Genomic DNA, 19,381 nt, shown 5'->3' with positions numbered 1-19,381 from the left:
CATTGCCGCAGGCCTCAACGAATTCGAGGTCCGGGTTCGACCGGGCGGTGCTGTCGCGTTGGCAGGGATCGTGACCGGCCAAGCGCGCCGTCATGGTTCATGAAATCGTCATTGGTCGCAACTCCGTGCGCGTCCGCTCTCGCGCGACCCATCGAGCGGATCGCTGTCCTCGTAACCGCGTACATTGCGCGCCCAGAGAGGTCGACGACCCTCGGCTCGCCCGTGCCTGCGTCTCGGTGGAGCTTGCGGGTCATCCCTGCCGGCAACACGATGAGTCGCCACAGCTGCGATGAGTGCGCAGAGGGGACGTGAGGCGATGTCCGAATGTCCAGGCCAGCACCGGCCGGGGGTCCGCTCGCCCCCGGCGCACGGCAGTATCGCCGCCGTCGAGCGACAACCCCACTTCCGGTCTGTGGGGCCGTATATCTCCTGCCGCGTCAACCTCGTTTATCGATCATGTAATGAATTCAAACGGGAGAAAGATTTCTAAAAAAGTCGAACAAATATCTGTACAGATTTGCTGTGTGGGTGTAATATCGATCACACAAGGACGTACTCGGGGATCGGACACGGAGGTCATGACTCTCACCCCAGATCGCAGACGCGACAAGCGGAAGGACCGGCGCACACGGCCCGCTTCTCCGCGCGTGTCCCAGGCTGCGGGTGGAGAGTCCGAGGTGCCCGCAGGATTAGCTCTCGGCCCGACTGCGCTCGAGAACTCGGGTCTCGACCCGTCGGAGCATCCGGTTGTCGGCGCGGAAGACGGTCAGGGGGAGATCGCCTCGGCGAAGGATCCCGCGATGTCGAGCGGCCCCATGTCAGACGGCTCAGCCTCCGACGACTCGACACCTGTGGCTTCGGCGGCTTCTCTCGACTCAGCGACTGTGCCGACACCCAAGCTCAACTGGAGGGCTGCGCCCGACGATGAGGAGGCGCAGGAGGCGTTGAGGCGACGCGCGGCCGAGATCGACGCCGAACAGGAAGCATGGATGCGGCAGAAGCGCGAGGAACGAGAACGCGCAGAGCAGGCCAAACGGGCCGCGGCGGCAGCCGCCGACCCGGAATGGGCGGGCCTGGTTGAGACGCCGTCCGCTCCTGCGGACCCGGACGACAGCTCCTCGCGAGGCATCGGCAAGTGCACCACACGAGACGATGACGAGTGCTCCGCGCGTGACGTCGCAGACGATGGTGATCCGGCCTCCGAACCCGACTACAGGATCACCGACGAGGATCGCGCGTGGTTTGCCGAGGAGAACCGGAAGTCGAGCGAGTTCATCGCTCACAAGCAGAACGATCTCATCGAACGGCAGCGCGGTGTCCTCGGAGGTCTGGGCTCCGGCCCGTCGGATGGTGAGGTGGGCATGGGGTTCGCCAGCGAGCCACCGTGGTTCACCCCGCGCGAGCAGGCGAGCAGAGGATACGGGACGCAGGGGTGGGGCGGCGTCGACCCGGTCGAGGCGGGGTGGCCCGGCGAAGCCAACGTATACGGACATGATCGCTCGACGGATGACGAAGCATCCGATGCCGCTGCGGGACTTGAGGGGACCTCGGATGTCGAGGGGACCTCGGCGCCTGAGAGGGCATCGGGGCCAGCTTCGCTCGGGGAGGGTGGAGACGCTGGGAGTCCCGAGCCCGTGACCGCCGAGGCGAGCGGCATTCCCGTCGATTCCGACTGCGACGCCGCAGACGCCTCTCCGCTTCTCCCAGCGACGGCGTGGTCAGACCTGACGGCAATGGCTCCGGAGATGACGGGAAGCATCGAGAGTCTCCGAACCCTGGTCAATGATCTCGAATCCTTCGAACGGCCGATGGGCCCGGACGAGGCTGTCACCATGCTCGACGGAATCGAAACGCTCAACCGCCTCACCGAGGCGCTCTCCGTCGTCACGCTCTCAGTCTTCGAACGCGTCGGCACCCCGCGCGACTACGGTGCGAAGTCGACCCGTGATCTCGTGAAGAATCGCCTCGGCGTCTCCGCCCGAGAAGCGTCTCGACGGGTCGATCTCGCCGAGCAGCTCGGCAGGAGAGTCACGGTCGCCGGTGAGTCACTCGAACCCGTGCATCCGATCGTTGCCGACGCGCTGCGCACGGGGACTCTCTCGTCCGTGCAGGCAGAGGTCATCATCCGCTTCCTCGGTGAGCTCAAGCGAAAGGCCACCGATGACCAGCAGCTCGAAGCGGAACGGATCCTCGTGGAGAAGGCTCCGTTGGTCCACGTCAGGGATATCCGAATCCTCTTCAACGAGATCCTCAAATGGCTTGACCCCGATGGTGAGCTCCCCGACGAGTCGACGCCGAGAGAGGACTTCTGTGTCAACCTCCGCGCGCGCAAGGATGGGACTTGGGACCTCAGGGGACGCCTGGATTCGGTGACCGGTGGCATCATGCACGGCCTGCTCACCTCCCGCATGCAGACCGATGAAGCGATGCAGACCGATGAAGCGATGCAGACCGGCGATGGATCGCGAACTGGAAACGACGCATCAGAGGCAGGAGACTCGCCGGCGAGCGATGACGCGTCACAGAGCGATGACGCATCGGCATGTGATCACGCGAAGAATGCTGACGATGCCCTGGCGCACGGCGCAGCGGGGCAGACTGATGATGTCCTGACGGTAGGTGCGGGGCAGCAGGACGATGCTGTCGTGGACGAAGCCGTCCGGCTCTTCGAAGACGTGCTCCGCGGTGACCGCTACGATGCGATCGACCCGACGCCCGAACTTGCGCCGGTCGGTTCCGCGCCGACTGACGCTGACGGCAACGACATTCCTGCCGGATACGGCGTCCGCGAGGACGGTACGCCGGTACCCATGGCCTCTGAGCAGCCCAGCGTGCGCAACCGGATCTATGAGAGGTTCTCGACGATCATCGGACGCATCGAAATGGGCCGTGTCGGTGCGGGCGCTCCGTTCGCTCTCGTCGTCACGGCCAAGGCCGAGGACATCGCCACCGGATGCGGGCAGGCGACGACCGGAGCGGCTGAGAGCTTCCCTATTTCGGCGGCGGTTCGCGACGGACTCAACGGCGCAGTGTTCTTCCACCTCATGAGCGAGAAGGGTCGGACGGTGAGCGTCCAGACAGAGAACCGGTACGCCAATCGGAACCAACTGACGATCCTCGCCGCGAGAGACCAAGGGTGCACCTTCCCCGGATGCGAGACACCCCCGGCTGGTGCGACGCCCACCACATCGTGCCCTGGTCCGAGAAGGGCAGAACCGAGATCAACAACCTCACTCTGGCCTGCAGTGCGCACCACCATCTCATCGACAAATCCGACTGGCACACGATCATGCTCAGAGACGGGCGACCGGCCTGGGTGCCTCCTGCAACCATCGATCCCGAACGCAGACCGATCCTCCATTCGAGGTTCATCGCCGGCGAGATCGCCGACACGCTCTTCCGTTGAGACCGATCCGGACGTCGAGGGGACAGGTGCGTCCCGAGGTCGAATCCGCCCGGCAGTGACGCAGCTCATGGAATGAACCCTCCCGGAACCCTGTTGCCTTGAGCATGGAGCTTTCTCTTCTCGATCTGGTCCCCGTGCGCGTCGGCCAGACCACGTCCGATGCCTTCGCGGCGTCTCACGAACTTGTCCGCCGGGCTGACGAACTCGGCTACACCCGCTACTGGGTCGCGGAACATCACAACATGCCGTCGATCGCCTCGACGATGCCCGGTGCCGAACTCATGTACCTCGGTCAGGGCACCGAAAACATCCGCCTCGGCTCGGGCGGAGTGATGCTGCCCAACCATGCGCCTCTCGCCGTCGCCGAGCTCTTCGCCCTCCTCTCCGCGATCTACGGTGATCGGATCGATCTGGGAATCGGACGCGCGCCGGGCACGGATCCGATCACATCGGCGGCCATGCGGGGCCACCTCGGCGAGGGGCGGATGGTCGACCGGCAGGGGCAGACCATCGACCCGGTCGAACAGTTCCCTCAGCACGTGATCGACACCCTCTCCCTGATGACACCGGAAGGCGTCCGCATTCCACTTCAGGGTGGACGCGAGCACACGCTGCGGGCCACTCCGGCACCGACCGAAGGGACCCAGCCGCTGCCATGGCTGCTCGGTTCGTCGGGGTATTCGGCTCGGCTGGCAGCTGAGCTCGGCATGCCGTACGTGTTCGCCAATCACTTCGCCGCCGGTGCGACGACGGGGATGAAGATCTACCGCGACAACTTCACTCCCGGCGCCTACGGGGACGAGCCGCGCACCTTCGTCACCGTCAATGCCGTCGTCTCTCCCACCGAGGACGAGGCGCGACTGCGCTCCGAACCCTTCATGCTGCAGATGGCACGGCTGCGCACGGGCGGACAGATGGGCCCGCTGCGCTTGGCCGGCGACGACGTCCGCTCGATCATGACCGACCAGGAGCGCATGGTCGCCGAAGAGCTCTCGAAGAACTGGATCATCGGGGATCCTCAGCAGGCCAAGGGCCAGCTCGAGGAACTCGCCGACCGATTCGGAGTCGACGAGGTGATGATCCAACCGGTCGCCGGTGCGATGGAAGGCGAAGAGCTGCGTCACGATGCCGCGCGGATCCAGACCATCGACCTGCTGGCCGAGGAGTTCCTCCGCTGACGTCCGAGGCGATCACCCGCTGACCCGAGACAATGTCCGGATCAGACAGTAGGATTGTTCGCGTACATCGTTTCGATGCTCACGCGATCGATCGCCATCGGTCGGTTCCGTGGGTCGCGAAACTCATTCGGCGGCTTCCCCCGCGCGGGTGCGACCATTGGTCTCGCTCGCAGACCGAAAGAGAATCTATGCGTACGAGAATTGCTGTTTCGGCGGCGCTCGGGCTCGGACTTGTGTTCGGAGCCGGCGCTCCTGCCATGTCGAGCAACCAGTCTGCTCCTGCCAACGCGTCGACCAACCTGGCTGCGGCGGTCGTTCCCGGTCAGGAACTCGAGCCGATCAGAGACGGAAAGATCGAGAAGGGCGAGACGGCCTACGTCGACGTCACCGTCGCCACGCTGTGGAAGGACTCGAAGGCGCCCCGCAAGGTCGACAAGCCCGCTCTGGGCAAGCCGGTCGACCTCGACAAGTGGAACGAGAACCTCAAGAGCACCGAGGTGCGTCGTGGCCTCACCGGCAAGGCCGAGACCCAGGCCGTCTACGGTTCCGAGGTCACTGTCCTCGAGACCAAGGGCAGCTGGGCCAAGGTCGCCGTCACCGACCAGTCCACACCGAAGAACAAGAAAGGCTACCCGGGCTGGCTGCCGACCAAGCAGCTCGTCGAGAACGACCGGTTCGGCAAGCTGAAGAAGGACCAGCCGCGCGCGGTCGTCACCGCTGAGAAGGCCAAGTTCGAGGGCATCGAGTTCACCAAGGACGTCGGCGCGGATCCGAGCTTCAACGTCGAACTGCCCCTCATCGCCCAAGACGTCGAGGACGTCCGCGTCGCACTGCCCGGCGGCGGAGCCGCGTGGATCGACGTCGACGACGTCAACGTCTTCGACATCGGTGAGAAGCCGAAGAAGCCCTCCGGCGACGACCTCGTCAAGACCGCCAAGCAGTTCGACGGCCTCCGCTACCTGTGGGCCGGCGTCTCCGCCTACGGCTTCGACTGCTCCGGCTTCACCTACTCCGTCTACCGGGCGCACGGCATCGACATCCCGCGCGACTCCGGCGACCAGGCCAAGGTCGGCAAGAAGGTGTCGTCGAAGGACCTCAAAGCCGGCGACCTGCTCTTCTTCTCGACGAGTTCGGGCACGGTCCACCACGTGGGCATGTACATCGGCGGAGGGAAGATGATCCATTCGCCGAACGCGTCGAAGACGGTCTACGTCGTCGACTGGAAGGACTGGGACAAGGGCAACGAGTTCTCCGGAGCCCGCCGCATCCTCTGAGAATGATCGGTGGTGCCCCCTCGCCGAGGTGGTCGCCGACTTGATCGCTCACTGGTCCTCCCAGCGGACCGATCGGTGGTGCCTCTTCGCCGAGGTGGTCGCTCCCGAGCCTTGATTATGGGCCTGACCTTCGCACAGTGCGAAGGTCAGGCCCATTGCCGTTGAGTGGGGCTTCCGCCGAGGCAGTCGGTAATCCGCTCACCGCCTCGGGCCGCAGTTACCGCGGTCGCGCCGAGACCGCAGTCGCGCCGACACCGCAGTCGGGCGGCAACCCTGCCCCGCGTCGCGCGACGGCGCACTGACCGCGACTGCCGGCTCAGTGCCGCGAGGTCTGGCGGGCCTTGAGGTAGATCGCCCGAGCGAGATCGTCACGACGCTCGATGAGCAGGCGCCGCAGCGCCGCAGGGGCATCAGGATGGTCGGCGAGCCACGCGTCGGTCTTCTCGACGACGCGCTCCTCGTCGACCGACCACCGCGGATAGAGGCCGAGCACCAGACGGCGGGCGATCTCGATCGAGTTGTCCGCCCAGAACCCGGCAAGCCGCTCGAAGTACTCATCGACGTACATCTCCGTGATCGGCAGCGCCGAAGGAGCGACGAAGCCGGAGATGATCGCCGAGAGCACATCGTTGCTCAGCGACCCGGTGACGACGGTCTCCCATGCGCGCATCTTGACGATCGGCAGCGGCAGGGCGGCATTGGCGGTCTCGGCGCGCAGGCGTCCCGAGGAGCTCTGATCGAGGTGGGTCTCGCGCGCGATGTCCGTCTGATCCGCCCACCCGAGGCACACGAGCGCAGTCATCGCGTTCCATCGCAGGGCATGGTCATTGATGAGACCACGGAACGGCAGGGAAGCCGCTGCATGCTCGGCGACACCGTCCCGATCAGGATGGGACGCAGTCCCGCCCGATCCGGACCCGCTCGACCCGTCTCCCGAGGCGATCCGGTCTCCTGCGGCTGATCCGTCGTCCTGACCGCTGCGACCACCTGTGCCCGCAGTCGCCTCGTCGACGATCTCGGGGCTCATGCTCTCGATCTCCTCGCCGATCGGCACGGCGAGGACCTGAGTCGCAAACGCCCGACCCATCGCGATCGACGGACTGTCATCGATGCATCGCGCCGTCCGCGACGTCAGCGAGAGCACGAGATTGGCCAGATGCAGCTGCGCATCCGACCCTGACTTCGCCGTCGCCAGCGCATCAAGCGCGGCACCGAGCAGGCCCGAGATCGCGGTCTCGAAGTTCCGCTCCGCCACCCACTGATCGAGACAGAGCAGCGCCGTCTGGCTCAGGCCGGCCATGATCCCCGCATGGCTCTCCTTGCCGAGGCTGCGGGCATAAGCAGTAAGGTACCGTTGCACGGGCAGCAGCCCGTCGCGCACCGCATTGTCGAGCGCCGACCATACGAGGGCCCGTGAGAGCGGGTCGGCGATCCTCGAGACCGAGGTGATCGCCGCCTCCGTCGAAGCCTCATCGAGACGCACCCGCGCATAGTTGTGATCGGCGTAGTTGAGCAGCGCGATCTCACCACGCGTGCGCCCGACGAGCTGCTCCACCTCGGCGGACTCCCCGTCGAAGTCGAACTTCACGCTGTCAATGGGGACGATGTCGCGCCCCGACCGCCCGAGCGTGGCGATCTCCAGAGTGTGCGGGCGCAGCAGACGCGTGCCCTCAGCCGAATCCGACTGTGTGATCGTCGCGCCCGTGATGCTCGCCCGGGGGTCGTGCTGCGGGCCCGACCCGGCCCGACCGGCAGTGTTCGCAGTCGACTCGTTCCGGGACCCGGCCCCCGCCGAGGTGGTGTCGTCCTCGGCGCTCGTCGTCAGAGCGAGCGAGAGCTCGGAGACGCCCGAGGTCCCCAGCCACGCGTCCGCCCAGCCGGCGATATCACGGTCGGGGGCCGCCTCAGCGAGGCAGTCGAGGAAATCGGCGAGTTCCGTGTTGCCGAAGGCGAAGCGCTTGAAGTAGAGCCGGGATCCGGCGAAGAACGCCTCCCGACCGACGTACGCGACGAGCTGCTTGAGCACCGAGGCGCCCTTCGCGTACGTGATGCCGTCAAAGTTGAGCTTCGCGGCCTCGACGTCGGGGATGTCGGCGACGATCGGGTGCGTGGTCGGGTAGAGGTCCTGCATGTACGCCCACGCCTTGCGGCGCAGCGCGAACGTCACCCATCCGTCGGTGAACCGCGTCGCCTCGGCGAGCGCGAGGCCGCCCATGTAGTCGGCGAAGGACTCCTTGAGCCAGAGATCGTCCCACCACTTCATCGTCACGAGATCGCCGAACCACATGTGAGCCATCTCGTGGAGGATGACGTTGGCCCGCGACTCGTACATCGCGTCGGTGACCTTGTCCCGGAAGATGAGGGAATCGGTGAAGGTGACGAGTCCAGGATTCTCCATCGCGCCGAGGTTGTACTCGGGAACGAAGATCTGATCGTACTTGCCCCAGGGGTAGGGGTAGTCGAACTCGGCGCTGAAGAAGTCGAGGCCCGCCTTCGTGATCCCGAGGATGTCGGCCGAGTCGAGATGATCGACGAGACTCGCCCGCGTCCACACGCCGAGGTCGACCGTCTCGCCTGTGACCGGATCCGTCCACGTGTCCGTCGCCCCCTCGTAGGGGCCTGCGGTGATGCACGTGATGTAGCTCGACTGCTTGAGCGTCGGTGCGAAGAAGTGGGTGACGGCCGCGCTGCCGTCCCCGCTCACCGTCTCCCGGCTCGTCTCGACCTGGTTCGACAGCACCTGGAACGACTGTGGGGCGGTGACGCTGAAGACGAACTTCGCCTTGAGGTCGGGCTGGTCGAAGTTCGCGAAGACCCGCCGGGCATCGGTGGGTTCGAACTGCGAGTAGAGGTAGACCTTGCCATCGGCGGGATCGGTGAATCGGTGGAGTCCCTCACCCGAGGTGGAGTACCGGGTCTGCGCCTCGATCGTCAGGGTGTTCTTCCCCTCACGAACGGGGAACGTGACACGGGCACCGTCGAACACCTCGGCGGGGGAGAGGTCCTCCCCGTTGATCTGCACAAGTGAGACAGAGTCGGCGATGATGTCGATGAAGGTCTGGGAGTCGGAGCGAGCCTTGAACTCGACGACGGTGCGGGAGGTGAAGGTGTCGGCATCGGACTCGGCGTTGCTCACATCGATATGGACGGTGTAAGTCTTGACCTTGAGCAGATGCGATCGGCTCTGCGCTTCGTCTCGGGTCAGGTTCGTCGTCATTCTTCAGCCTCCTCGGCGCACAGACTTTAGCATGTCACAATTCCGGTAATCTGAGTACAACGAGCGCGAGAGGGGGCCGGACCGGATGGCGAAGACCCAGGTCAGCGGGTTGATCAAGCGAGGGTTCAACATCGTCGCCCACCGCCTCCGCCTCGGCTTCAGGCGCGTGTGGGCGAACTCCGGACAGCTCATCCAGATCCCCATCGCGGCCACCGCCGCCTACGCGTTCTGCGTCTACATCCTCGGCCACCCCTACCCGTTCCTCGCCGCCGTCGCCGCCGCCGTCGGCATCGGACCCGTCGCCGATCGCCGCCTGCGCCGCTCGCTTGAGATCGGCATCGGTGCGACCTTCGGGGTGCTCGTCGGCGAGGTGCTCGTCAACATCTACGGCAGCGGCATCTGGCAGCTCGCGCTCACCCTCATCATCGGCCTCGTCATCGGCACGGTGCTCAACTCCGGCGGCATCTTCATCACCCAGATCGCAGTCCAGTCCGTCTACGTCGTCGTCGTGCCCGCCACCGCGACGACCCTGCCGTTCCCGCGCACGCTCGACGCCCTCGTCGGCTCACTCTTCGCGATCGTCCTCGCGCTCATCATCCCCCGCGATGCCCGCAAGGTCCCGCGGGCACTCGCCGCGAACCTCCTCGACGAGGTCAGTGCTGTGCTCACAATGATGTCGAAGGCCCTGCGCGACGCCGACACCGAACTCGCGATGCGCGCCCTCACCCGAGCCCGCGAGACCCAGGACATCATCGACTCGTGGGGCTCGTCGCTGCAGGTGTCGAAGGAGGCGGCGAAGATCAATGCGCGTGGTCGCCGTCATGCCGCCGAGGTGACCCGGCTCTCCCGTGCCCACACATACTCGGACCGGGCGATGCGCACGATCCGCGTCATCGCCCGCCGCGTCGTCGGCATCACCGAGCTCGGCGTCGAGAAGCCGATCATCGCCGACTACGTCGAATCCCTCGCCGACGGAGCAAAGAAGCTCGAGATCGCGCTGCGCCGGGGAACCGACAGATCGCTCGCCGAGGTGGCCCTGTCCGAAGCCGCCGGCGAACTCGATCCCAGGGCGGAGAAGAGCTGGGACATCCACGACGAATCCCTTGTCCTCCTCCTCCGGCCCGTCGCCGCCGACCTGCTCCAGGCGGCCGGCCTGACGAACGACGCCGCGCACGAACGCCTGCCCTCGCTCGCCGAGGACAAGGCCGACGGTCCGCCGGTCGAATAGGGCTGCGGCTGCCGAGCGGCAAAGGGTGGGGCTGGGCTGAGGCTGCCAAGCGGCGAGCGGCGGGGCCGGTCAGCGGCTCTCGACGACGAAGATGCAGTTCGTACCGGGCTCGAGGGCTGTGAACGAATGCGGCTGATCGCCCGGGTGGACGAGGTAGTCACCGGCGACCAGCTCGAACGACTGGCCGAGCGCTTCGATCCGTGCCGCCCCGCGACCGACGATGACGTGCTCGATCGTGCCCGCCGGATGCGGATGGGAATTGCGTGATTCACCGGGTTCGGCCTGGATGAAGTAGATGTCGCGGCGTGCGGTGGGCGGAGACGCCGAGAGCAGGGTGGCGACATAGTTCGCCGTCGTCGACGGCAGGCTCGGAATGTCGCGAACGTGGTGGAGGGCGATCTCCTGCTGTGGGGGATCGAGCAGCCGTGAGAGCGGGATGTCGAGAGCAGCGGCGAGGGCCCACATCGTCTCGAGGCTCGGGTTGGCCGTTCCCGCCTCGAGTCCGGACATCGTCGACTTGCCGATGCCGGCTCGGCGCGCGACCTCGGAGAGGGAGAGTCCGGCCCGCTGCCGTTCGCGCTTGACCGCTGCTGCGACCTGGGCTCGCGGGGTCGACGAGTCGGTCGCGGTGCTGTTGTCGTGGACGCGGTTCTCGTGATCTCCGCTGACTTGGTCGACGCTGCCCTGGTTGCTGTCGGCGTCGTTGCCGCTGCGCTGGTCGACGCTGCCCTGGTCGACGCTGCTGTCCTCGACGTTGCCCTTGACGGATGGGTCTCTCGTCTCGGGACTGGGGGAGTCGTCTGCCGCCGCGCTCATGCCGTTGCTCCGCTCATACGATCATCTTAGCTGTCGTTCATTATTCCGCACTGCCGTTCCGGTTGACGAACCTCTCTCGCGGTGTGCACTATGGTGAACATGAGTTCATCATTCCGCACGATCGAGCGCATTCTGCCGTCGTCGACCTACCGGGCAGTCGCCATCATCACGGTGACGATCGTCGCCGTCGCGCTCTCGTACGGTGCGATCTCGCAGGTGTCAGGCTTTGCGTGGTGGCAGACGCTCATGCTCGCGGCCTTCGCCCTCGGCGGTGCCGCCGAGTTCACCTTCGTCGGAGTCATCGCCGCCGGTGGAGCGCCGATCCTCGCGGTTCTCGCCGGACTGCTCGTCAATTCTCGCAACTTCGCGTTCGGTATGGCCGTCGGTCCGTTCTTCCCGCAGGACTGGCGAGCTCTCATCGCCGCGCACTGGATCAATGACGAATCGACGGCAGTGGCCCGCACAGGGGGGGGAACGACCGCCAGCGGTGGCGGGCGTTCCTCCTCATGGGAGTGGCGATCGCGATCATGTGGCCCTCGGGTGCGGTCGTTGGGCAGTGGCTCGGCAGCGTCATCGACGCCGACATGCTCGGTCTCGACGCGGCGTTCCCGATCATCCTCTTCTGCCTCATCCGCGGCGATCTGCGGAACCGTTCGACGCTCTGCCTCACACTCGCCGGCATCCTCGTCGCAGTCTGCCTCACGCCGATCCTCCCGCTCGACCTCGGGGCCGTGACCTCGCTGTCCGTCTTCGCCTTCGTCGCCCTCGGCTGGTTCGTCCGCCGAGCGGTGAGGGAGAGGAGGACGCGCAGAACTGTGCCCGGCCACGAGGCGCGCAGAACTGTGCCCGGTTACGAGGCGCGTGGAACGGTGCCCGACCACGAGGCGCGTAGAACGGTGCCCGACCAGGAGGGGTGTGGAACGGCGCCTGACCACGAGATGGCCGTGCCCGTCGAGGTGCGACGGTCGAGAATGTCCGCCGAGTCGCTGCCACCGACAATGTCCCAGCCACCGACATTTTCGCAGCCGCCGACCATGCAGCCCCGCAGCACAGGCCCGACCGAGAGCGAGGAAGCGCAGTGAATCCGACGACCTTCCTCATCGCGCTCGCCGCGCTGAGCATCGGCACCTACGTCATGCGTTTCGCGGGAGTGAAGGTGGGCGCTGCGCTCGCCGTCCGCGGACGACGGGGAGCGCAGGTGACGACGGGATCTGAGGTGAGCACCGAAGCCCCGACCGCCTCGGCGAGCGATCCCGACGAACCGACCTCGCGGGTCACGGCCTGGATGGACAGGGCCACCGTCGTGCTCATCGGGGCGGTCTTCGCGACGACGGCGGTCTTCGACGGTCAGGCGCTCGCCGACCCGGCGCGCCTCATCGGCGTCGGGGCGGGCGTTCTCGCCGCGGTGCTGCGTGTGCCGATGCTCGTCTGCGTCATCCTCGCGATGGCGGTGTGCGCCGGGATCCGGTGGACGGGCATCCTGTGAGTTGCCCAGGTGCCGGTGTCAGGCCCGATTGCTAGGCTTAAGGGCATGGAACTCATTGCTGACTTTCAGCGCCTGGTCTTTCTCGCTCTCACGGTTGCGGCGTTCATCGTCCAACTGTGGGCGTTCATCGACTCGCTGCGGTACAAGGATGAGAACTACCGCGCGGTGGACAAGCAGTCGAAGAAGTTCTGGGTCATCCTGCTGGCCGTCGGCCTCGCCCTCGCTCTCATCGCGCTCCCGCCGCTGGGCATGAGCATGATCTTCCTCAACCTCCTCGCCCTCGTCGGCGCGATCGTCTACCTCACCGACGTGCGCCCGAAGATCAAGGCCATCGACCCCAGGAATCGGAACCGCTGACCCGGGGATGAGCGAAGATCTCAACTTCCCCGGTGCTGACACCGGGTACATCGCGACGTTCGGCTCCGGCGACCCGCACACCCTCTTCAGCCACGGCTTCGCCGGCGCGATCCGCGACACCCGGCCCTTCGGCACCGGCATCTCCGGCACCAAGCACTTCCTCCACCTCTTCGGCCACGGCGGTCGCCCCTCACCGGGCCCAGGCTGGGACTACGCCCTCATCGCCGAGGCGCTCGCCGAGGCCCTCACCGCCACCTCGGCGACCCGGGCGCTCGGGGTCTCGATGTCCGCCGGCGGACTCCTGCGCCTGCTCAGCGACGGCCATCCCGTGATCGAGGGCCTCGAGAAGGTCGCCCTCGTCCTCCCCGCCTCGTTCGCCGGTTTCCCCGCCGAGGTGGTCCGTTCCCACACCGCCTACCTCGAGTCCCTCCGCGGGCTCGTCGCCGCCGGTGACGTCGAGGGCATCACCGACCTCATGCTCTCCCGTGAACCCGCCGAGGTGGCCGACCTCCTCCCCGCCCGAGCGTGGACCCGGACGAAGGCCGAGAATCTCATCACCACGGACATGTCCGACGGGCTCGGGCTCGCGCTCGAGATCGCCGTCGACGGGCAGTACCTCGGCGGCGGCCTCGACGCCTCACTGGAGAGGCTGCGCGACTTCGCCGGCGAGGTCCTCGTCCTCACCCACGAGGACGATCCCGCCCACCCCGTCTTCATCGCCGAGGAGATCGCCGCCGCGATCCCCGGTTCGCGCCTCGAAGTGCTGCCGGCCGGATCGATCCTGTGGCGGGGTCGCCATGAGGTCCGCCGGATCCTCGGCGACTTCTTTGGCTAGACTGACTCCGTGCGCATCTCCGTCCTCTCACTTCACACCTCGCCTGCGGCTCAGCCCGGGCAGGGCGATGCGGGCGGGATGAATGTCTACGTCGACCATACGGTCAGGGCCCTTGCCGCATCAGGACACGAGGTCGACGTCTTCACCGCCGACCCGCACGGCCTCGGCGTCGCCGGCGACGAGCAGGCGCGTTCGGTCACCCTCGCACCCAACCTCCGCCTCCACCGTCTCGACGTCGACGCCGACAGCAAGGACGCGCTCGCGGGCAGGCTCGACGACCTCGCCCGCCTGCTCACAGCCCACCCCGTCTTCACCGCCGCAGACCTCGTGTGGGCCCACTACTGGATCTCCGCCGAGGCGGCCCTGCGTTCCGTGCGCACCCGGGGCGGGCCGCGGCCGACGATCATCGCGAGCATGCACACGATCGGTGCCGTGAAGAACCGGGACTCCGATACCGCCGAGGAATCCCCCCGCCGACTCCGCACCGAGGAGCGCATCGCCGCCGGCGTCGACCTCCTCGTTGCGAACACCCCGGCTGAGCGCCGTGACCTCATCGGCGAGCTCGGTGCTGATCCCGCCTCCGTCGTCGTCGCCCGGCCCGGCGTCGACCATGCCCTCTTCTCACCCGGATCGCGGCGGGCCGCCCGCGCCGAACTCGGACTCGCGGCCGATGAGAACCTCGTCCTCTACGTCGGACGGATGCAGTTCATCAAGGGCACCGACGTCGTCGTCGATGCCCTGGCCTGCCTTCACGAGAACAACCCCGAGCTCTCCGCGCGGACACGGGGCATCCTCCTCGGCGCGGCCTCCGGATGGGTCGAACCCTCTGCGCGACCGGGCACCCGTGGCGCTGGTCGTGCCGGTGCGGACGGACGCGGGCGGACCGCTCCGGATCGCGAGTGGAACACGCCCTCCGACTTCCATGCCACGCTGTCGGCGGCGATCGCCGCGGAACCGAACGTCGAGGTCAGGCCGCCCGTGCCTGCAGCCGAACTCGTCACCTACTACCGCGCCGCAGACGTCCTCCTCGTGCCCTCGCGCAGTGAGTCCTTCGGGCTCGTCGCCGCCGAGGCGGCCGCTTCCGGTCTGCCGTCGATCGCCGCGGCCGTCGGCGGACTGCCGGAGATCGTCGAGAACGGATATTCGGGACTGCTCATCGCCGACCACAATCCGCGGCACTGGGCGCTCACCCTGGAGAGGCTCCTCGGCGATGCGGAGATGCGGGCCGAACTCGCCGACCATGCGGCGGCCCGGTCGCAGCGCTTCGACTGGAACCGGACCGTCGCCGCCGTCCTCGACGCCGTCGCCGGGGAACGCGAGGACTCTGCCCGGATCCGCTCGGGAATCGGAGCCGCTTCCCGGGGCATGGCCGGAGACCGCGGCACCCGCGACGCGAGCGACCTCACGGCCCCGGGCGTGTGCGGAGGATGGCGCTGATGAGCGCCGAGCCGGCCGTGCTCATGCAGGGCATCACGGACTGGGCCGAGGCCAACGACGTCGCCGTCGACAGCCTCGACGACACGTCGATCGCCGTCGTCCTGCCGGGAGAGCGGAAGCTCAAGACGACCGTGTCGATCGTCGTCTCCGCGCGGACGGCGGAGCTCGCGGCCTTCGTCATCCGGCACCCGGACGAGAACGCCGAGGCCTTCAACCGGTGGCTGCTGCGGAAGAACATGAAGCTCGGAGCGGCGGCGTTCGGGATCGACCACCTCGGCGACGTCTATCTGCGGGCCACGGTTCCGGTCGATCGCCTCCTCGACGGCCTCGACGCCCTACTCGGTGAGATCCTCACCGTCGCCGACGAGTCGTTCAACGAACTCCTCCTTCTCGGATTCCTCACGGGCATGAAGAAGGAGTGGGCGTGGCGGGTGAGCCGAGGTGAGTCGACCCGGAACCTCGCGGCGTTCGAACACGTCCTCGACAGCCCGGACAATGAGTTCCTCGGCACGATCGGGCCCGAGCGGCCTGAGCCGAGTCCCGACGACCCCGGGGGAGAGGCTGCGCCGACCGGGCACCCGACGACCGACGGCGACCGACGATGATCAAGCGAGTGGATCTGAGCAGGCCGGGCAATGTCGACGAATACATCGCGACCTTCGACTCGGTCGAGCAGCAGGACTTCCTCCGTCACCTGCGCGACCTCAGCCGGGAACACGCCCCGACCGCGGGCGAGGGCCTCAAGTGGGGCAATCCGGCGTACTTCCTCGACACCATCCTCTTCGCGTTCGCCGGGTACCAGCGGCACGCGAACGTCGTCTTCACGCCGAGCACGAAGGACGCCTTCGCCGACAGGCTCACCGACTTCGACACCGGCAAAGGGTCGATCAGACTGCCGTACGACGAGGAGATCCCCGACGCCCTCCTCGCAGAGATGATCGCCTACCGTATACGCGAATTCGAGGTCGACGGCGTCAAGTGGATGTGAGTCCGAGGTCGAGTTTGAGTCCCTCGTGACTCGCGGTGTACCCGAGGCGTTCGTAGAAGCGGTGCGCATCGGCCCGGGACCTGTCCGTCGTCAGCTGAGCCAACTGAGCGCCGGACTCTCGTCCCCGCTCGTGTGCCTGACCGTGAAGCGCCGGCCGGCGATATCGATCGTGTGCGGGGCGATCTCGCCGAATCCCGACCGGGGTGCTTCGTCGCGCTCGGAGTCCGCGCGTCGACGTGGACGGCGGCTCACGCCGACTGCGGCGTGCGGGACTGCTCGGTCGCCTCGGCGGGCGGCTTGCCGTAGGGCAGGCGGGCGAAGATCGAGGCGAGGACGGCACCGGAGACGTTGTGCCACACGCTGAAGACCGCGCCGGGCAGCGCTGCCAGCGGGGAGAAGTACGTCGTCGCCAGCGTCGAGGCCAGGCCCGAGTTCTGCAGTCCGACCTCGAACGCGAGCGCTCGGCGGGTCGGGGTGTCGAGGCGGCAGGCCGTGGCCACACCGTAGCCGACGCCGAGCCCGAGGAGGTTGTGCGTGATCACGGCGAGGAGGACGAGGATGCCCGCCGAGGCGATCGATCCGGCCGACCCGGCGACGACGATCGCGACGATGTAGGCGATCGCGATCGAGGCGAGCCACGGCAGCACGGGCGCGATCCGATCGACGAGACGTGAGGCGACGAGACGGACGAGGACGCCGACGATGACCGGCACGAGCACCGTCTGACAGATCGAGACGAACATCGACCAGAACGGCACGTCCATGTACGACCCGGCCAGCCACAGCGTGAGCAGGGGAGTGAGGACGGGGGCGAGCAGCGTCGAGAGCGTCGTGATCGACACCGACAGCGCGGTGTCGCCCTTCGCGAGGTACGTGACGACGTTCGAGGCCGTGCCGCCCGGGGCGCAGCCGACGAGGATGACGCCGACGGCGATCTCAGGCGGCAGACTGTAGACGGTGACGACGAGGAGGCCGAGCAGCGGCATCGCCACGTATTGGGTGACGACGCCGAGGACGACGACCCACGGGCGCTTCGCGATCCTCGCGAAGTCCGGGAGGGTGAGGGTGAGTCCCATGAAGAACATCACCACGCCGAGGCTCCACGTGATCGTCGGGGCCAGCGGAGTGAACGTGTCCGGGGAGAGGAAGCCCGCGATGCCGGCGAGGATGACGAGGACGGGCAGCGCGGTGACCGCGATGATCGAACTGCGCTCGGCCGTCGACTGCGGCTTCGCGGACGGACGGGGGTCGGGGGCTGGCGTGCGATCGGACATATGCGAAGACTACTCCCAGCGTTCCGTCATGCAAGACCCATGTCCGTACTCTGAGCGCTCTCAAGTCGGGCCGTCGCGAGTCCCACCGCCGGCGGGAAGTCGAGGGCGCGGAGCCGGCCGCGGACCGGCGGGCACCCGCGCGAGGTCTCGTGCGAAGATAGGGGCCATGACGCATAACCTCATCCTGCTGCGCCACGGCGAAAGCGAATGGAACCAGAAGAACCTCTTCACCGGCTGGGTCGATGTCACCCTCACCGAGAAGGGCCGTGCCGAGGGCAAGCGCGCCGGCGAGCTGCTGCGCGAAGCCGACCTCATCCCCGACGTCGTCCACACCTCGCGCCTCAAGCGGGCGATCCTCACGGCGAACCTCGCACTCGAGGCCGCCGACCTCTCCTGGCTCGACACCCACCGCAGCTGGCGCCTCAACGAGCGCCATTACGGAGCGCTGCAGGGCAAGGACAAGAAGGAGATCCGCGACGAGTTCGGCGAAGAGCAGTTCATGACGTGGCGTCGGTCCTTCGACACCCCGCCCCCTGCGCTCTCCGATGCCTCCGAATTCTCGCAGGCCCACGATCCGCGGTACGCCAACCTCGGCGACTCGGTGCCGCGCACCGAATGCCTTGCCGACGTCATCGACCGTCTCCTGCCGTACTGGTACGACGTCCTCGTGCCCGAGCTCGCCGACGGTCGCACCGTCCTCGTCGTCGCCCACGGCAACTCCCTGCGGGCGCTCGTCAAGCACCTCGACGGGATCTCCGACGCCGACATCACCGGGCTGAACATCCCCACCGGCATCCCGCTCCACTACGAGCTCACCGAGGACTTCACGCCTGTCACCCCCGGCGGCACCTACCTCGACCCCGAGGCCGCGAAGGAAGCGATCGGCAAGGTCGCCAACCAGGGCCGCTGAGGCCCGGCGGCTTCAGCCGCGAACCGTCTCGAACTCCCCGGCGATCGCCTGGAGCTCCTCCCGGAGCAGGGCGATCGCCGGGGAGTTCGTCATCGAGCGGCGCCACACGACGTGGATCGACCGGGCGATCGAGGGGTCGTCGAGCGGAACGGCGACGATGTCGTCGGGCAGGTGCGGGCGGCCGAGGCGGGGGACGAGCGCCAGCGCCCGCACAGAGCGGCTGAACTCGACCTGCGTGTCGTATTCGACCGCCCAGTACTCGACGCGCGGCTCCGAGCTGAGATCCTCGAAGAGCGCAACGAGCCACCGGTGGCAGACGGCACCGCGCGGAGCGGACACGAAGACCTCGCCGACGAGATCGGTGCGCGTCACCTCGGCGCGGGTCGCGAGATGATGGTCGCGGTGCATGACGATGTCGGCCCGGTCGACGGCGATGACCTCCGAGGTCAGGGTCGAGGGCAGGCGGAGGACCGAGCTGTTCCAGTCGAAGATGAGCGCGGCGTCGATCCGCCCCGCCGAGACCATCTCGACGAGCTCATCGGGATCGGACTCGACGTTCGTCACCGTGAGTTCGGGCGCCGCCTCCCGCAGTCTCGGCAGCGCCGGCACGAGGAGACCGCGGATGCCGGTGGAGAACCCGCCGATCGTGATGCGCCCGCGCGGTTCGCCCGAACGCGCCCGCGCCTCGGCCTCGATGCCTTCGAGGTCGTGGAGGATCTGCGCACCCCGGCTGCTGAGCTCACGGCCCATGGGGGTGAGGGAGATGCCGCGTCCGGAGCGTTCGGTGACCGGGGCGCCGAGGTAGCGCGAGAGCTTCTGGAGCTGATGGCTCACCGCGGCCGGGGTGTAGCCGAGGGAGTCGGCCGTGGCCGTGACGGAGCCGAGCGCGTCGAGGGCGACGAGGGTGCGCAGGGCGACGATGTCGATCATCAAATTACTGTAACGAGTCCGCGCAAGGACTTTCAATGGAAATTT

17 protein-coding genes and 1 pseudogene are annotated in these 19,381 nt (G+C 67.3%); 13 read left to right on the top strand and 5 right to left on the bottom strand.

Going from position 1 to position 19,381, the window contains the following annotated elements:
- Positions 1-461 precede the first annotated feature (461 nt).
- From EZE58_RS17700 to EZE58_RS10805, 4 genes and pseudogenes are all read left to right on the top strand, one after another.
- A pseudogene (locus EZE58_RS17700) lies at positions 462-2,519 on the top strand (DUF222 domain-containing protein); the annotation flags it as partial.
- Between the two features lie 632 nt (positions 2,520-3,151).
- Entirely contained in the window at positions 3,152-3,406 is a 255-nt protein-coding gene (locus EZE58_RS17420) for an HNH endonuclease signature motif containing protein (RefSeq protein ID WP_240388930.1), read from the top strand.
- A 104-nt stretch (positions 3,407-3,510) separates the two neighbouring features.
- Positions 3,511-4,584 (top strand): LLM class flavin-dependent oxidoreductase, encoded by a 1,074-nt coding sequence (locus EZE58_RS10810; protein WP_040342355.1) that lies wholly within the window; start codon positions 3,511-3,513, stop codon positions 4,582-4,584.
- Between the two features lie 257 nt (positions 4,585-4,841).
- Positions 4,842-5,858, top strand: a complete 1,017-nt coding sequence (locus tag EZE58_RS10805) for a C40 family peptidase (RefSeq protein WP_009380475.1) — start codon at positions 4,842-4,844, stop codon at positions 5,856-5,858.
- A gap of 316 nt (positions 5,859-6,174) precedes the next feature.
- Here EZE58_RS10805 and pepN read toward each other — a convergent pair whose 3' ends face one another.
- On the bottom strand, positions 6,175-9,075 hold the full coding sequence (pepN, locus tag EZE58_RS10800) for an aminopeptidase N (RefSeq protein ID WP_009380476.1): 2,901 nt from the start codon (positions 9,073-9,075) through the stop codon (positions 6,175-6,177).
- Positions 9,076-9,160: 85 nt separating this feature from the next.
- On the opposite strand from pepN, the gene EZE58_RS10795 reads away from it, so the two are divergent.
- The gene (locus EZE58_RS10795; protein WP_009380477.1) at positions 9,161-10,303 is read left to right on the top strand and encodes an FUSC family protein; all 1,143 of its coding nucleotides are present in this window, start codon (positions 9,161-9,163) and stop codon (positions 10,301-10,303) included.
- A 69-nt stretch (positions 10,304-10,372) separates the two neighbouring features.
- Here EZE58_RS10795 and EZE58_RS10790 read toward each other — a convergent pair whose 3' ends face one another.
- Positions 10,373-11,119: an XRE family transcriptional regulator gene (locus EZE58_RS10790; RefSeq protein WP_167560554.1), complete on the bottom strand. Its 747-nt coding sequence runs from the start codon at positions 11,117-11,119 to the stop codon at positions 10,373-10,375.
- A gap of 219 nt (positions 11,120-11,338) precedes the next feature.
- Positions 11,339-11,548: a hypothetical protein gene (locus EZE58_RS17415; protein WP_240388928.1), complete on the bottom strand. Its 210-nt coding sequence runs from the start codon at positions 11,546-11,548 to the stop codon at positions 11,339-11,341.
- Between the two features lie 83 nt (positions 11,549-11,631).
- On the opposite strand from EZE58_RS17415, the gene EZE58_RS17410 reads away from it, so the two are divergent.
- From EZE58_RS17410 to EZE58_RS10755, 7 genes are read left to right on the top strand one after another with little or no spacing between them, the layout of a single operon-like run.
- Positions 11,632-12,201 carry a hypothetical protein gene (locus EZE58_RS17410; RefSeq protein WP_240941268.1) on the top strand — a complete coding sequence of 190 codons (570 nt, stop codon included), beginning with the start codon at positions 11,632-11,634 and terminating at the stop codon, positions 12,199-12,201.
- Positions 12,198-12,605, top strand: a complete 408-nt coding sequence (locus EZE58_RS10780; RefSeq protein ID WP_167560550.1) for an AzlD domain-containing protein — start codon at positions 12,198-12,200, stop codon at positions 12,603-12,605. The genes EZE58_RS17410 and EZE58_RS10780 overlap by 4 nt, the downstream gene beginning before the upstream one ends.
- A gap of 45 nt (positions 12,606-12,650) precedes the next feature.
- On the top strand, positions 12,651-12,962 hold the full coding sequence (locus tag EZE58_RS10775; protein WP_009380482.1) for a DUF2516 family protein: 312 nt from the start codon (positions 12,651-12,653) through the stop codon (positions 12,960-12,962).
- Between the two features lie 7 nt (positions 12,963-12,969).
- Complete coding sequence (locus EZE58_RS10770; protein ID WP_119296957.1) at positions 12,970-13,797, top strand: alpha/beta hydrolase; 828 nt, start codon at positions 12,970-12,972, stop codon at positions 13,795-13,797.
- A gap of 9 nt (positions 13,798-13,806) precedes the next feature.
- Positions 13,807-15,234 (top strand): glycosyltransferase, encoded by a 1,428-nt coding sequence (locus tag EZE58_RS10765; RefSeq protein ID WP_313451308.1) that lies wholly within the window; start codon positions 13,807-13,809, stop codon positions 15,232-15,234.
- A complete protein-coding gene (locus tag EZE58_RS10760; protein WP_167560548.1) occupies positions 15,234-15,839 on the top strand; it encodes a YbjN domain-containing protein in 606 nt (201 codons plus the stop codon). Before EZE58_RS10765 ends, EZE58_RS10760 begins: the two co-directional genes overlap by 1 nt.
- Positions 15,836-16,222 carry a DUF1801 domain-containing protein gene (locus tag EZE58_RS10755; protein WP_205772228.1) on the top strand — a complete coding sequence of 129 codons (387 nt, stop codon included), beginning with the start codon at positions 15,836-15,838 and terminating at the stop codon, positions 16,220-16,222. The genes EZE58_RS10760 and EZE58_RS10755 overlap by 4 nt, the downstream gene beginning before the upstream one ends.
- A 248-nt stretch (positions 16,223-16,470) precedes the next feature.
- Here the strand turns inward: EZE58_RS10755 and EZE58_RS10745 are convergent, their stop codons facing one another.
- Positions 16,471-17,496, bottom strand: a complete 1,026-nt coding sequence (locus EZE58_RS10745; RefSeq protein ID WP_063250052.1) for a bile acid:sodium symporter family protein — start codon at positions 17,494-17,496, stop codon at positions 16,471-16,473.
- Positions 17,497-17,662: 166 nt separating this feature from the next.
- On the opposite strand from EZE58_RS10745, the gene EZE58_RS10740 reads away from it, so the two are divergent.
- Positions 17,663-18,406: a phosphoglyceromutase gene (locus tag EZE58_RS10740; protein WP_009380489.1), complete on the top strand. Its 744-nt coding sequence runs from the start codon at positions 17,663-17,665 to the stop codon at positions 18,404-18,406.
- A 12-nt stretch (positions 18,407-18,418) separates the two neighbouring features.
- On the opposite strand, the gene EZE58_RS10735 is transcribed toward EZE58_RS10740, so the two are convergent.
- Complete coding sequence (locus EZE58_RS10735; protein WP_063250053.1) at positions 18,419-19,336, bottom strand: LysR family transcriptional regulator; 918 nt, start codon at positions 19,334-19,336, stop codon at positions 18,419-18,421.
- Between the last annotated feature and the right edge of the window lie 45 nt (positions 19,337-19,381).

Source organism: Brevibacterium sp. LS14, from assembly GCF_012027885.1.
GTDB lineage: Bacteria > Actinomycetota > Actinomycetes > Actinomycetales > Brevibacteriaceae > Brevibacterium > Brevibacterium casei.
This window is presented reverse-complemented; position numbering and strand designations above follow the sequence as displayed.